Source organism: Actinomadura geliboluensis, assembly GCF_005889745.1.
Taxonomy (GTDB): Bacteria; Actinomycetota; Actinomycetes; order Streptosporangiales; family Streptosporangiaceae; genus Spirillospora; species Spirillospora geliboluensis.
Genome location: NZ_VCKZ01000257.1, coordinates 1 through 13,831 on the forward strand (window position 1 = coordinate 1; position 13,831 = coordinate 13,831).

The following is a 13,831-nucleotide window of genomic DNA, read 5'->3' on the forward strand; positions in this document are numbered from 1 at the left end:
GGGGAGGAGATCCGCCGCCGCCGGCGGCCGCGCCCATCGCCCAGGCGTGGCCGCCGGCCTTTCCAGGGCCCGTCGCGGGGGCGGGGCCCTGACCCTCTCGAGGCCGCCCTCCGGCGAGCCGGCAGAACCGGGCGCAACCCTCTGACCGTGCCCTCCTCTCGGCACGGTCGATCCGACCTCCATGGAGTGAGCCATGACCCTGCACGAGCCCGAGATCGCCTCCCTGCTCCGGCTGGAGGCGCCCGACGCGTCCCGTGGGGCGGACGCCGCGCCGCCGCCGTTCCCGGGCCGCCCGCGGGTGTGGACGGACCTGGCGCTGATCGTGTGCGTCATCGCGCTGGCGCTGCTCGGCGCGATCGTGATCGGCGTCGAGATGTCCCGGCTGGCCGCGGCGCCGGCGCCCTGCCTCGCGCCGCGCTGACCTTCGCAGTGAGAAAGACGAACGGTGGGTTTCCGATGAATCAGGACGTGATGGGGACGACCGCGGCGGCGTCGGAGTACGCCGCGCCGGCCCAGGGGGCGCCGTGGCTGCAGCGGGGGTTCGGCGGCAGGCACCGCCGGCCGCGGCGCACCATCGTCCAGCTGGTCAAGGGCATGCCGCCGTTCCCGCGCCGGACGCTGAAGTACGCCGGCCCGGGGACGCCGATCATGCACGGCATGGACGTCGAGCAGTGGCAGCGGCAGGCGTGCAAGAGGGGGTACACGCTGCGCGTCGACGGCTGGTACGGGCCGCGGTCGAGCAAGGTCGCCAAGTCCCTGCAGCGCCGCGCCGGGCTGGCCGGCGACGGGGAGGTCGACGCCTGGACGTGGGCGGCGACCTGGGACTGACCCGGGGCTGACGCCCCCGGCCGTTTTGGCCCTCCCTTCCGCGGTAGTAGACGCACGTGGACACAGAGGGGCGCGCGGCCGGCGCGGTGGTGGAGGACGTCGCCGTCCACGCGTTCGAGGTGCCGGTGGACGGCCCGGACGGGCTGGAGGAGGACGGCACCCTCCGCTGGGACTCGACGACCCTCGTCCTGGTCGAGGCGCGGTCCGGCGGACGCACCGGGATCGGCTACACCTACGGGGACGTCTCGGTCGCCGCGTTCGTCCGGTCGAAGCTGGCGCCCGCCGTGCGGGACGCGAGCGCGCTCGACCCGCCCGCCGCCTGGGAGCGGATGTTCGCCGGGATCCGCAACGCCGGACGCCCCGGCGTGGGCGCCATGGCGGTGTCCGCCGTCGACATCGCGCTGTGGGACCTGAAGGCGCGGCTGCTCGGCGTCCCGCTGGTCACGGCGCTGCCCGCGTTCCATGACCGGGTGCCCGTCTACGGCAGCGGGGGATTCACGAACTACTCCCTGGACCGCCTCACCACCCAGCTCGGGGGCTGGGTGGAGCAGGGCATCCCCAGGGTGAAGCTGAAGACCTCCCGGCGCCCGGCGGACGACCCGCGCCGGCTCACCGCCGTCCGCGAGGCGATCGGCTCCGGCGCGGAGCTGTTCGCCGACGCCAACGGCGCGCTGACCCGCAAGGAGGCGCTGTACTGGGCGCACCGGCTCGCCGCGGAGTGGGACGTCCGCTGGTTCGAGGAGCCGGTGCCGTCCGACGACACCGCCGGGCTGCGGCTGGTGCGCGAGCGGGGCCCGGGCCGGACCGAGATCGCCGCCGGCGAGTACGGGTTCGTGCTGAAGGACTTCGCCGACCTGCTCGCGGGGCCGGCGGTGGACTGCCTGCAGGCCGACGTCACCCGCTGCGGCGGCGTCACCGGCGTCCTCCAGGTCGCCGGGCTCGCGGCGGCGCACCAGATCGACCTGTCCGCGCACTGCGCGCCCGCGGTGTCCGCGCACGCGTTCTGCGCGGTGCGGCGGCTCCGCCACCTGGAGTACTTCCACGACCACGTCCGGGTGGAGCACCTGCTCTTCGACGGGAACCTCGGCCCGGTGGACGGCGCGCTCCGCCCGGACACCGGCCGTCCCGGACTGGGCCTGGAGGTCAGGTGGGACGACGCGGAGCCGTACCGCGTGTACGGCTCCCGCCCGGCCTGACGGCAACCGACGATTGGGGGACGAGGGACATGGCGAGGACGCACGTGGCCGAGACGCGCGAGGTGCCGACGAGGACGGCCCCGACGGTGCCCGGTCCGCCGCGCGGGCGGCAGGTGGTCGAGGTCGGGCGGCTGGCCCGCGCGCTGCGGAAGGCGGTCGAGGGGGAGGTCCGCTTCGACGCCGGGTCGCGGGCCATGTACGCCAACGACGCGTCGAACTTCCGGCAGGTGCCGATCGGCGTGGTCGTCCCGCGGACGGCGGCGGACGTGGTCGCCGTGCACCGCGTCTGCAAGGAGTACGGCGCGCCGGTGCTGAACCGGGGCGGCGGGACGAGCCTGTCCGGCGAGACCGTCAACTACGCGGTCGTCATCGACCATTCCAAGTACCTGACGCGCATCGGCGAGCTCGATGTGGAGAACCGGCGGGTCACCTGCGAGCCCGGAGTCATCAACGAGGAGCTGAACCGGCACACCGGCAAGGAGAACCTGGTGTTCGGGCCGGACCCGTCGTCGCACTCGCGGTGCGTGATCGGCGGCAACATCGGCAACAACTCGTGCGGGATCCACTCCGTCCAGTCGCAGCTGTACGGGCCGGGGCCGCGCACGTCCGACAACGTCCACGCCCTGGAGGTCGTCACCTACGGCGGGGACCGGTTCTGGGTCGGCGTGGACGAGGAGAAGGACCTCGACCGCATCATCGCGGCGGGCGGCCGCAAGGGCGAGATCTACGCGGCGCTGCGCGACCTGCGGGACCGGTACGCCGACGCGATCCGCGCGGGGTTCCCGTCCGTGGCGGAGATGCCGCGCCGCGTGTCGGGGTTCAACCTGGACGAGCTGCTGCCGGAGAAGGGGTTCAACGTCGCCCGCGCCCTGTGCGGCACCGAGGGCACCTGCGCGACCGCGCTCCAGGCGGTGCTGCTGCTCACGCCGGCCTTGCGCAAGCGGACGCTCGTCGTGGTCGAGTACGGCGACATCGCCGACGCCGCCGAGCACACCCAGGAGATCGTCGAGAAATTCCGGCCGATCGGGCTGGAGGCGCTCGACGACCAGCTCATCGAGGACCAGCGGCTCCAGGGCAAGAACCTCGCCGACATCGACGAGCTGCCCCTCAAGGACGGCGGCGCGTGGCTGCTGGTCCAGCTCGGCGCCGACACCGAGGAGGAGTCGGTCGCGCAGGCACGGCGGCTCACCGACTGGCTGACCGGGGAGAAGGGCTGCGACCCGCGGCGGATCGTCACGTCCAGGAGCAGGCAGGAGGGCGGGACGAGCGGGAAGCTGTGGGCGATCCGCGAGGCCGGGCTCGGCTCGACCGCGTTCCCGCCGGGCAAGGACCACTGGCCCGGCTGGGAGGACTCGGCCGTCCCGCCGCCCCGGACGGGGGAGTACGTGCGCGCGCTGCGCCGGGTGATGGCCAGGCACGGCATCGACGGCGCGATGTACGGGCACTTCGCGCAGGGCTGCATCCACTCCCGGATGAGCTTCGACCTGCGCAGTGCCGAGGGCATCGCCCGCTACCGCCGGTTCATGGAGGACGCCGCCGACCTCGTCGTGTCGTTCGGCGGGTCGCTGTCCGGCGAGCACGGGGACGGCCAGCAGCGCGGCGAACTGCTCGAACGCCAGTACGGCCCGGAGCTGATGCGCGCGATGCGGGAGTTCAAGCGCATCTGGGACCCGGACGGCAAGATGAACCCCGGCAAGGTCGTCGACGCCTACCGGCTCGACGAGGACCTGCGGCTCGGCACCGGCTACAACCCGCCGCGCCCCGAGGTGAGGTTCGCCTACGAGCAGGACGGCGGCGACTTCGCGCACGCCGCGCTGCGCTGCATCGGGGTCGGCGAGTGCCGCGTCCCGCGCGCCGAGAACACCATGTGCCCGAGCTACCAGGTGACCCGCGAGGAGAAGCACACCACGCGCGGCCGGGCCCGGCTGCTGTTCGAGATGCTGCAGGGCGAGGTCATCACGGACGGCTGGCAGTCCAAGGAGGTCGCCGAGTCGCTCGACCTGTGCCTGGCCTGCAAGGGCTGCACCAACGACTGCCCGGTCAACGTCGACATCCCGACCTACAAGTCCGAGTTCCTGTACCACCACTACAAGTCGGCGCGGCGGTGGCGCCCGCGGTACGCGTACGCGTTCGGGTTCATCGACCAGGCGGCGCGGCTCGCGTCCCGGATGCCGGAGGCCGTGAACGCCGTCACGCACACCCCCGGCCTGGCCCGGCTCGCGAAGCTCGCCGCGGGCATCGACCGCAGGAGGCCGCTGCCGACGTTCGCGCCGATGACGCTCCAGCGGTGGTTCCGCGAGCGCGGCGGCACGGCCAACCCGCACGGGCGCCCGGTCGTGCTGTTCCCCGACACGTTCACCAACCACTTCCACACCGACGTCGGCGTCGCCTGCGTCGAGGCGATCGAGGCCGCGGGCTGGAAGGTCGTCATGCCGGAGACGCACGTGTGCTGCGGCCGGCCGCTCTACGACTACGGCTTCCTCGACATGGCCGAGCGCTACCTGCACAACGTGCTGGACGTCCTGCGCCCGTACGTCCGGGCGGGGACGCCCGTCGTCGGCATGGAGCCGAGCTGCCTCGCCGTCTTCAAGGACGAGCTGACCAAGCTCCTCCCGCACGACGACGACGCGGCGCGGCTGGCGGCGAACGCCCACCACTTCGCGGAGTTCTTCCAGGCGTACGACATCCGCCCGCCGCGGCTGCGCGGCGGCGGCAAGGCGCTGCTGTGGGGGCACTGCCACCACCGCGCCACCGGCGGCGTGGAGCCGGAGAAGGCGCTGCTCGAACAGATGGGGCTGGAGACCGAGAGCCTCAAGGGCGGCTGCTGCGGCCTCGCCGGCTCGTGGGGGTTCGAGAAGGGCAAGTACGACATCTCGATGGACTGCGGAGAACAGGCGCTCCTGCCCGCCGTCCGCGACGCCGACGACACCACCTGCATCGTCGCCGACGGCTTCTCCTGCAAGACCCAGATCGAGCACGCCAAGACCGGACGGCGTGCGCTGCACGTCGCGCAGCTCATGCAGCTCGCCAGGGAGAGCGACGCCCCGATCAGCGGCAAGCCGGAGAAGGCGCGGCGCGCGCGCAGACCGGCCCCGCCCGCGTCCCACCGCCTCGCCCGCACCGCTGCCGTCGTCGCGGCGGGAGCGGTGACGGCCGCCGGGATCGGTCTGGCACTGCGGACGGGATGCGAACGCCCGGCGAAAACGTGACCTTGCCCGGCGGCTGATTTCCGGAGCGCGGGAAGTGTCCCCTCTGGAGGTGGAGCGTGGACAGGAACGTGAAGGCCGGGGCCTGCGCGCTGGCCATGGCGGGGACGCTGGCGCTCGGCGGCTGCAGCGGAGGGGACGGCGGCGGCGACGGCAACGCCGCCACGCCGGCGGCGCAGACGTCGGCGCCGGTCGCCGATTCGGCGACGGGGCTGGAGCAGCAGTACGAGCGGGTCGTGGACGCGGTGCTGCCGTCCCTGGTGAAGATCCAGACCGATCAGGGGGAGGGCTCCGGCGTCGTCTACGACGGGCAGGGCCACATCGTCACGAACGCGCACGTGGTCGCCGGGGCGAAGAAGATCCAGGTGACGGCCGCCAGCGGCGGCGCGACGCTGGACGCCGACCTCGTCGGCGCGTTCGCGGCGGACGACCTGGCCGTCGTCAGGGCCAAGGGCGGGAGCCTCAAGCCGGCGTCGTGGGGCGAGTCGGGCAAGGCGCGGGTCGGGCAGATCGTCCTCGCCATGGGGAACCCGCTGGGCCTCGCCGGGAGCGTGACGAACGGGATCGTGTCCGCGCTGCACCGGACGGTGTCCACCAAGGGGGAGGGCGCCTTCCAGGGCTCGACGATCGCCGACGCGATCCAGACCAGTGCGGCGATCAACCCGGGCAACAGCGGCGGCGCGCTGGTCACGCTGAGCGGGCAGGTCATCGGCGTGCCCACGGCGGCCGCGACGGACCCGTCGGTGGGCGCGGCGGCGGCCGGGATCGGCTTCGCGACGCCGAGCGACACGGTGAAGCGGATCGTCCCGCAGCTGATCCAGAGCGGGAAGGTGTCGAACTCGGGGCGGGCCGCGCTCGGCGTGACCGTCCGCACGATCGTCGACCCGCAGAGCGGCGAGCGGACGGCGGTCGCCGTGGTGGACGTCCAGCGCGGCGGCGGCGCGGCGAAGGCGGGCATCAAGCCCGGCGATCTGATCCTGTCGGTGAACGGCACCGCGACGCCCGACCAGACGGCGCTGTCGTCGGTGCTCGCGAACCTCAAGCCGGGCGACGCGGCCAAGGTCGAGATCCAGCAGGCGGACGGGTCGAAGAGGACCGTCCAGGTGACGCTCGGAGAGCTGCCCGGGGGCGGGTGATCCCCCGGCGGCGCCCCCTTGACGGTGGCCTGTACGGGAGTACAGTGTACATCCGTACAGGCCACTGAACATTTGTACAGGGGGTGGGGATGACGGCCGAGCGAGCCGACGACCTGACCGGACGCGCCCGCATCCGGGACGCCGCGCTGCTGGAGTTCGCCGAGCACGGCACGAAGGGCGCGACGATCCGCGGCATCGCCAAGGCCGCCGGCGTCTCGCCGGCCCTGGTGCAGCACCACTTCGGGACGAAGGAGGCGCTGCGCCGGGAGTGCGACGAGTACGCGCTCGCGGCCGTCCGCGAGATCAAGGAGGAGGCGCTGCGCGGGGGGATCGGCGACCCCGGCTTCCTGATGCTCGCCATGCGCACGGCCCTGCCCATCCAGCGCTACTTCGCCCGGGCCCTCACCGACGGATCGCCGGCCGCGGTCGCGCTGTACGACGACACCGTCGCCTACACCGAGGAGGTCCTCGCGCAGGGCAGGCCGGGGCTGGCCGTGCCCAAGACCGACGACCTGCACGCCTACGCCGCCGTCATGACGACGATGACGTTCGGCCTGATGGTCCTGCACGAACACATCTCCCGGAGCCTCGGCGGCAACACGCTCACGGCCGAGGGCTACCCCCGGATGGCGCTCGCCATGATGGACCTCTTCGACGACCGGCTCCTGGAGCCGGAGCTGGTCGAGCAGGCGCGCGTCTCCCTGAAATCCATGCTCGCCGCCGGCGGGCAGCCTCCCGACAAGGAGAACCGGTGACCGCGAACACGCCCCCGATTGCCGTATCCGGCCTGGTCAAGAGCTTCGGCCGGACGCGCGCGCTGGACGGTCTCGACCTGACCGTCCGGCCCGGCGAGGTGCACGGCTTCCTCGGTCCGAACGGCGCGGGGAAGTCGACCACGATCAGGGTCCTGCTCGGCCTGCTGCGCGCCGACGCCGGCACCGTCCGGCTGCTCGGCGGCGACCCGTGGCGGGACGCGACGCAGCTGCACCGACGTCTCGCCTACGTGCCCGGCGACGTGACGCTGTGGCCGAACCTGTCCGGCGGCGAGGTCATCGACCTGCTCAGCCGGATGCGCGGCGGCACCGACCCGCGCCGCAAGGCCGAACTGCTCGACCGGTTCGAGCTGGACCCGCGCAAGAAGGGCCGCGCCTACTCCAAGGGCAACCGGCAGAAGGTCGGCCTGGTCGCGGCGCTCGCGTCCGACGCCGAGCTGCTGCTGCTGGACGAGCCGACCTCCGGCCTCGACCCCCTCATGGAGGAGGTCTTCCAGGAGTGCGTCCGCGAGGAGCGGCGCGCCGGGCGGACCGTCCTGCTGTCCAGCCACATCCTGTCCGAGGTCGAGGCGCTCTGCGACCGCGTGACGATCATCCGGAACGGCACCGCGGTGGAGACCGGCACCCTGGACGAGCTGCGGCACCTGACCCGCACCTCGATCCACGCGGAGCTGGCCGCGCCGCTGGACGGCCAGCCGCTGCCCGGCGCCCACGACCTCCAGGCCGACGGCAACATGATCAAGTTCGAGGTGGACACCCCGCAGCTCGACGCCGCGCTCCGCGCGCTCACCGAGATCGGCGTCCGCAGCCTGGTCAGCCGCCCGCCGACGCTGGAGGAGCTGTTCCTGCGGCACTACAAGGACGAGTTGCAGGAGGCGGGACTGTGACCGCGCTGACCGGGACCTGGGGGCTGATGCGGCTCATCCTGCGCCGCGACCGGTTCCTGCTGCCCGCCTGGGTGCTCTGGATCGCCGTCATCCCGCTCGGCTTCGTCGGGGCCACCGACGCCCTCTACCCGGAGGCCGCCGACCGGCTCCAGTACGCGCACACCACCGGGACCAACCCGACGTTCCTCGCCCTGTACGGGCCGATGTACGGCACCGACCTCGGCAGCATCATCGCGCAGCGGTCCGGGTTCATCCCGGTGGTGATCGGGCTGATCAGCGCGCTCACCGTCGTCCGGCACACCCGCACCGAGGAGGAGGCGGGCCGCCGCGAGCTGCTCGGCGCCACCGTCACCGGGCGCGGCGCCGGGCTGGCCGCCGCGCTGCTGGTGACGATGGCGGCGAACCTCGTCCTCGGCGCCCTGCTCGCCGCCGGGCTCACCGCGCAGGGCCTGCCCGCCGCCGGGTCGCTGGCCTTCGGCCTGCAGATGGCCGCCGCCGGCTGCGTCTTCGCGGCCGTCGCGGGCGTCACCGCGCAGCTCAGCGAGAGCGCGGGCGCCGCCCGCGGGACGGCGCTCGCCGCGCTCGGCGGCGCGTTCGCGGTCCGGATGGCCGCCGACGTCGGCGGCGCGGGCAACTCGCTGAGCTGGCTCGGCTGGCTGTCCCCGCTCGGCTGGATCAACCGCGTCCGCGCCTACGGCGAGGAGCGCTGGTGGACGCTCGCGCTCGCCGTCGTGCTCGCCGCGCTGCTGGTCGCCGCCGCCGGGGCGCTGTCGGCGCGCCGGGACGTCGGCGCGGGCGTGCTGCCGCCGCGGCTCGGCAGGCCCGGCGCCACGGCGCGGCTGTCGGGGCCGGTCGGCCTCGCCTGGCGGCTGCAGAGCCGCGCCCTGTACGGCTGGCTCGCCGGCTTCCTCGCGCTCGGCATCGTCTACGGCGCCGTCGCGGGCGGGGTGCGGGAGATGGTGGACGACAACCCCGACCTCGCGGAGATCTTCACCCGGCTCGGCGGCAAGAGCGGGATCACCGACGCCTACTTCGCGTCCGTCATGGGCATGCTCGGCCTGTTTGCCGCCGCCTACGCGGTGTCGGCCACGCTGCGGCTGCGCACCGAGGAGAGCGGGCAGCGCGCCGAACCGCTGCTCGCCACCGGGACGGGACGGCTGCGCTGGGCGGCGAGCCACCTGCTGTTCACGCTGCTCGGCCCGGTCGCCGCGATGATCGTCGCCGGGCTGGCCGCCGGGGTGGCGCACGGCCTGGACAGCGGCGACCCGGGCCGGGAGGTGCCGCGGGTGCTCGGCGCCGCGCTGGCGCAGCTGCCCGCCGTCTGGCTGATCGCCGCGATCGCGCTCGCGCTGTTCGGGCTGGTCCCCGGCCTGACGGCGGGCGGCGCCTGGACCGCCGTCGCCGTGTGCGCGATGGTGACGCTCTTCGGCGCCGCGCTCGACCTCGACCAGTGGGCCCTGGACGTCTCGCCGTTCACCCACATCCCGAAGCTCCCCGGAGCCTCGTTCGAGGCCGCGCCCATGCTCTGGCTCCTCGCGCTCACCGCCGTACTGGCGGCGGCGGGCCTGGCCGGGTTCCGCCGCCGGGACCTCGCCACGCGCTGAGCCGTCACCGCGCCGGCGTGGTCGCCGGGCCTTACCATGGCCCGGTGACTACGCCGAAACCCCTCGCCGTCTGCGTGTTCTGCTCGTCCAGCGGGAAGATCGACCGCCGCTACACCGACCTCGCCGCCGAGGCCGGCGCCGAGCTGGCCCGGCGCGGCCACAGCCTGGTCAGCGGCGGCGCCCAGGTGTCGTGCATGGGCGCCGTCGCCCGCGCCGCGCGGGCCGGCGGCGCCCGGACCGTCGGGGTGATCCCCGAGGGCCTGGTCAGCGTCGAGATCTCCGACGAGGACAACGACGAGCTGATCGTCACGCCGGACATGCGCACCCGCAAGGGCGAGATGGACCGGCGCAGCGACGCGTTCCTCATCCTGCCCGGCGGCATCGGCACGCTGGAGGAGCTGTTCGAGGTGTGGACGGCCCGGGTCCTCGCGATGCACGAGAAGCCCGTCGTCATCCTCGACCCGACCGGCGTGTACGAGCCGCTGCGCGAGCTGATGAAGGGCCTCACCGAGCAGGGCTTCGCCCGCCCCAAGATCTGGGACGCCATCGGCTGGACGGCCACCGTCCCCGAGGCGTTCGACCTCCTGGAGCGGACGCAGCCCCGCATCGACTTCTCACCGGAGGACTACGCCGAGACCCAGCTCTAGTCGCTGCGGGGGGGACGGCCCCCCACACCCCCGCAGGGCTCTCAGTCGTGCTTGCGGCCCGGCATGTTCTCGTACATCTCGGTGAGCTTCTGCCGGAAGCCGCGGGCGGCCATCCCGATCTTCTGCGGGTCCTTGAGGCCGGCCTTGAAGGTCTTCTTCGCCTGGTCCTTCATGATGTGCGGCGGGATCGGGGCGATCTCGTCGTCCACCACGAACTCCAGCACCACGGGCCGGTCGCTGGCGAGCGCCTCCTTCCAGGCGTCGGTGACCTTCTTGGGCTTGTCGCAGTAGACGCCCTTGAGCCCGCACAGCTCGGCGTACTTGGCGTACGGGAAGTCCGGGATGCTCTGCGAGCCCTCGTACTTGGGGTCGCCGCCCATCGCGCGCTGCTCCCAGGTGACCTGGTTGAGGTCCTGGTTGTTGAACACGGCGAAGACGAGCGGCGGGGAGCCGCCGAGGCGTTCGGCGTACCGCTTGACGGTGAGCATCTCGTTCATGCCGTTCATCTGGAACGCGCCGTCCCCGACGAAGCAGATCACCGGGCGGTCCGGGTAGGCGAACTTGGCCGCGATCGCGTACGGGACGCCGGGCCCCATCGTGGCGAGCGTGCCCGACAGCGACGCCTGCATCCCGTCGCGGAGCTTGATGTGCCGCGCCCACCAGTTGGTCGCCGACCCCGAGTCGGCGGTGAGGATCGCGCCGTCCGGCAGCAGCGGCGACACCTCGTGCGCCACCGCCTGCGGGTTGACCTTGCCCTCGAAGCTCTGCCCGGCGCGCTTGGCCATCACCTTGTCCCAGGCGCGGACGTTCTCCTCGATCTGGTCGCGCCAGGAGCGGTCCTTCTTGCGCTCCAGCAGCGGGATCAGCTCGCGCAGGGTCTCCTTGGCGTCCCCGACGACGTGCGCGTCCATCGGGTAGCGGATGCCGATCATGCGGCCGTCGATGTCGATCTCGACGCCCTTGCAGCTGCCCTCGTCCGGCAGCCACTCCGCGTACGGGAAGCTCGTGCCGATCATGAACAGGGTGTCGCAGTTCATGATCATCTCATCGCTGGCCTTGGAGCCGAGCAGGCCGATCGGCCCGGTGACGAACGGCAGGTCGTCCGGCACCACCTCGCGGCCGAGCAGCGCCTTGGCGATGCCGGCGCCGAGCAGTTCGGCCGTCTCGACCAGCTCCGCCCGCGCGCCCGCCGCGCCCTGCCCGACGAGCATCGCGACCTTCTCGCCCTCGTTGAGGATCTGCGCCGCCTTGTGCAGCTCCTCCTTGTTCGGCAGGATCCGCGGCTTGCTCCACCCCACGCTGGAGTACACCGAGCCGTGCTCCTTCGGCGGCGACGGCACCGCCTCCGACTCCTGGACGTCCTCCGGGATGATGATCGTGGCGACGCCCCGCGTCGTCAGCGCCGTCTTGAACGCGCGGTCGATGACGTGCCGCATCTGGCCCGGCGCCATGACGATCTGGCAGAACTCCGACACGTCGGAGAACAGGTTCTCCAGGTTCACCTCCTGCTGGTAGTGGGTGCCCTGGGAGAGCCGCTTCTGCTGCCCGACGATCGCGACGACCGGCTGGTGGTCCAGCTTGGCGTCGTACAGCCCGTTCAGCAGGTGGATCGCGCCCGGACCGGACGTCGCCGCGCAGACGCCGACCTCGCCGGTGAACTTGGCGTGCGCGCACGCCATGAACGCGGCCATCTCCTCGTGCCGCGTCTGGATGAACTCGGGATGCCCCTCGGCGCGGTCGAACGCGCCGAGCAGCCCGTTGATGCCGTCGCCCGGGTACCCGTAGACCCGCTCCACGCCCCACTCGGTCAGCCGGTGGAGGACGTAGTCGGCCACTTGCTCCGCCATGCCTGTCTCCTCTCGCTCGTCGTGCCCCGTCGGCGCCGCCGCGCGCCGGTCAGCGCCGCAGCAGCCGCGCCGCGCCGACGGCCGCGCCCGCGGCGGCTCCCGCCGTCGCGGCCCCCACCAGGTACTTGTGCTGCCCCGCCCACAGCTGCGGGCTGGTCCCGTGCGCCCGCTCGTCGAAGCGGCCGTGGGCGCCGCGGTCCGTGCCGGGCGCGTCGTCGGCGGGCTCCCACAGGTTCGCGGGGCGGTCCGGCCGGACGTCCTGCTCCGTCTGCTGGGAGGCGAAGCCGGTCCGCGCGAGGTAGCGGTCCACCAGGCCCGCCGCGACGCGGTTGGCGAGGATCGTGGCGACCGCGCTCGCGCCGACCCAGTACTCGCGGCGCGCGGGATGCTCGGCGGCGTACAGCAGCGCCTTCGCCGGGATCTCCGGCTGGTAGACCGGCGGGACCGGCTGCGGGCGCTTCGGCAGCCGCGACAGCACCCAGTCGAACTGCGGGGTGTTCACCCCCGGCAGCTGCACCATCGTCACCTTCACGCCGCTGCCCTCGTGCATCAGCTCCGTCCGGAGCGACTCGTGGAACCCCTTGATGGCGTGCTTGGCGCCGCAGTAGGCGCTCTGCAGCGGGATCCCCCGGTAGGCCATCGCCGACCCGCACTGGACGATCACCCCGCGGTCGCGCGGCATCATCCGCTCCAGCGCCGCCCGGGTGCCGTTGACGTAGCCGAGGTAGGTGACCTCGGTGGTGCGCTCGAACTCCGCCGGCGCGATCTCCCAGAACGGCGCGAGCACCGAGGAGAACGCGACGTTCACCCACACGTCGATCGGGCCGAGCTCCTTCTCGGTCCGGGCCGCGGCCTCCGCGACGCGGTCGCGGTCGGCCATGTCGACGGCGATCGGGAGCGGGTGCCCGCCGGCCGCCGCCACGTCGGCGGCGGCGCCGTCCAGCCCCTGCTCGCCGCGCGCCAGCAGGGCGATCCGCGCGCCGCGCCGGGCGAACTCCCGCGCGGTGGCGCGGCCGATCCCGCCGGTGGCGCCGGTGAGCACGACGACGCTGTCCTTGCCGATCTTCTGCTTCATCTCATCCCCATGCGGGCGCTTTGTCCGGGCACAGAGACCCACTGCCCGTGACATGGGGTCTGTAACGCGGGACCGGCGGCGCGGACCCGGGGCGCGGGAGGCCGGGCGGCGCTCGGATACCGTCGAGGTGTGCGCGCCCGCGAACTCGCCGTCGATTACCCGACCGTGACCCCGGACGACTCCGCGATGGACGCCGCCCGGCTCCTGGCGGCCCGGGGGCTGCCGGGCCTGGTCGTGGTGGACGGGCGGCGCCGCGCGGTCGCGGTGCTCCCGGGTTCCCGGCTGGTGCGCCAGATCGTCCCGCCGCACGTCCGGGACGACCCCGCGCTCGCCCGCGTCTACGACGAGCCGCACGCCGACCGGCTCTGCGCCAGGCTCGCCGGCCGCACGGTCGCCGACCTCCTGGAGGGCGGCCGGGCGCCGCTGCCCGTCGTCGATCCCGGCGCCACCGTGATGGAGATCGCGAGCGTCATGGCGGACGCCCGCAGCCCGGTGGTGGCGGTCGCGGACGACGAGCGGCACCCCGAGCGGGGCGCCGTGATCGGCGTCATCACCGCCGCCCACCTGCTGGAACGCATCCTGCCCGCGGCCGGGGACGGCTGACCCGCCCGCCGCCCGGCCCCTCCCGCACC

12 protein-coding genes and 1 pseudogene are annotated in these 13,831 nt (G+C 73.5%); 11 read left to right on the plus strand and 2 right to left on the minus strand.

Annotated features, from left to right (window positions below; all coding sequences use genetic code 11):
- The first annotated feature begins 193 nt into the window (after positions 1–193).
- The 10 genes and pseudogenes from ETD96_RS28945 (at position 194) to ETD96_RS28985 (ending at position 10,277) form a co-directional block, all read left to right on the plus strand.
- On the plus strand, positions 194–421 hold the full coding sequence (locus ETD96_RS28945) for a hypothetical protein (protein WP_138639663.1): 228 nt from the start codon (positions 194–196) through the stop codon (positions 419–421).
- Between the two features lie 35 nt (positions 422–456).
- Positions 457–828 (plus strand): peptidoglycan-binding domain-containing protein, encoded by a 372-nt coding sequence (locus ETD96_RS28950; protein ID WP_138639664.1) that lies wholly within the window; start codon positions 457–459, stop codon positions 826–828.
- A 56-nt stretch (positions 829–884) separates the two neighbouring features.
- Positions 885–2,024 carry an enolase C-terminal domain-like protein gene (locus tag ETD96_RS28955; protein ID WP_240808301.1) on the plus strand — a complete coding sequence of 380 codons (1,140 nt, stop codon included), beginning with the start codon at positions 885–887 and terminating at the stop codon, positions 2,022–2,024.
- Positions 2,025–2,053: 29 nt separating this feature from the next.
- A complete protein-coding gene (locus ETD96_RS28960; protein WP_138639665.1) occupies positions 2,054–5,233 on the plus strand; it encodes an FAD-binding and (Fe-S)-binding domain-containing protein in 3,180 nt (1,059 codons plus the stop codon).
- Between the two features lie 56 nt (positions 5,234–5,289).
- Positions 5,290–6,366 carry a S1C family serine protease gene (locus tag ETD96_RS28965; RefSeq protein ID WP_240808302.1) on the plus strand — a complete coding sequence of 359 codons (1,077 nt, stop codon included), beginning with the start codon at positions 5,290–5,292 and terminating at the stop codon, positions 6,364–6,366.
- An 89-nt stretch (positions 6,367–6,455) separates the two neighbouring features.
- Positions 6,456–7,121: a TetR/AcrR family transcriptional regulator gene (locus ETD96_RS28970; RefSeq protein WP_138639666.1), complete on the plus strand. Its 666-nt coding sequence runs from the start codon at positions 6,456–6,458 to the stop codon at positions 7,119–7,121.
- Positions 7,122–7,198: 77 nt separating this feature from the next.
- A pseudogene (locus tag ETD96_RS48405) lies at positions 7,199–7,543 on the plus strand (ATP-binding cassette domain-containing protein); the annotation flags it as partial.
- A gap of 33 nt (positions 7,544–7,576) precedes the next feature.
- Positions 7,577–8,026: an ATP-binding protein DrrA1-3 family domain-containing protein gene (locus ETD96_RS48410; protein ID WP_451922312.1), complete on the plus strand. Its 450-nt coding sequence runs from the start codon at positions 7,577–7,579 to the stop codon at positions 8,024–8,026.
- Positions 8,023–9,630, plus strand: coding sequence for an ABC transporter permease (locus ETD96_RS28980; protein ID WP_138639668.1), 1,608 nt, complete (start codon positions 8,023–8,025; stop codon positions 9,628–9,630). The genes ETD96_RS48410 and ETD96_RS28980 overlap by 4 nt, the downstream gene beginning before the upstream one ends.
- A 44-nt stretch (positions 9,631–9,674) precedes the next feature.
- Positions 9,675–10,277 carry an LOG family protein gene (locus tag ETD96_RS28985; RefSeq protein WP_240808303.1) on the plus strand — a complete coding sequence of 201 codons (603 nt, stop codon included), beginning with the start codon at positions 9,675–9,677 and terminating at the stop codon, positions 10,275–10,277.
- Positions 10,278–10,318: 41 nt separating this feature from the next.
- On the opposite strand, the gene ETD96_RS28990 is transcribed toward ETD96_RS28985, so the two are convergent.
- Together ETD96_RS28990 and ETD96_RS28995 are read right to left on the minus strand one after the other, a co-directional pair.
- Positions 10,319–12,124, minus strand: coding sequence for a thiamine pyrophosphate-requiring protein (locus ETD96_RS28990; RefSeq protein ID WP_138639669.1), 1,806 nt, complete (start codon positions 12,122–12,124; stop codon positions 10,319–10,321).
- A 49-nt stretch (positions 12,125–12,173) separates the two neighbouring features.
- Entirely contained in the window at positions 12,174–13,199 is a 1,026-nt protein-coding gene (locus ETD96_RS28995; RefSeq protein ID WP_138639670.1) for an SDR family oxidoreductase, read from the minus strand.
- 129 nt (positions 13,200–13,328) lie between these two features.
- Between ETD96_RS28995 and ETD96_RS29000 the strand changes: the two genes are divergently transcribed.
- The gene (locus tag ETD96_RS29000; protein WP_138639671.1) at positions 13,329–13,802 is read left to right on the plus strand and encodes a CBS domain-containing protein; all 474 of its coding nucleotides are present in this window, start codon (positions 13,329–13,331) and stop codon (positions 13,800–13,802) included.
- The last annotated feature ends 29 nt before the right edge of the window (positions 13,803–13,831 follow it).

Bases quoted from the DNA above. Each gene is read 5' to 3' on its own strand.
- ETD96_RS28950 (WP_138639664.1), top strand. From the start codon at position 457: ATGAATCAGGACGTGATGGGGACGACCGCGGCGGCGTCGGAGTACGCC.
- ETD96_RS28945 (WP_138639663.1), top strand. From the start codon at position 194: ATGACCCTGCACGAGCCCGAGATCGCCTCCCTGCTCCGGCTGGAGGCG.
- ETD96_RS28960 (WP_138639665.1), top strand. From the start codon at position 2,054: ATGGCGAGGACGCACGTGGCCGAGACGCGCGAGGTGCCGACGAGGACG.
- ETD96_RS28995 (WP_138639670.1), bottom strand. From the start codon at position 13,199: ATGAAGCAGAAGATCGGCAAGGACAGCGTCGTCGTGCTCACCGGCGCC.
- ETD96_RS28990 (WP_138639669.1), bottom strand. From the start codon at position 12,124: ATGGCGGAGCAAGTGGCCGACTACGTCCTCCACCGGCTGACCGAGTGG.
- ETD96_RS28970 (WP_138639666.1), top strand. From the start codon at position 6,456: ATGACGGCCGAGCGAGCCGACGACCTGACCGGACGCGCCCGCATCCGG.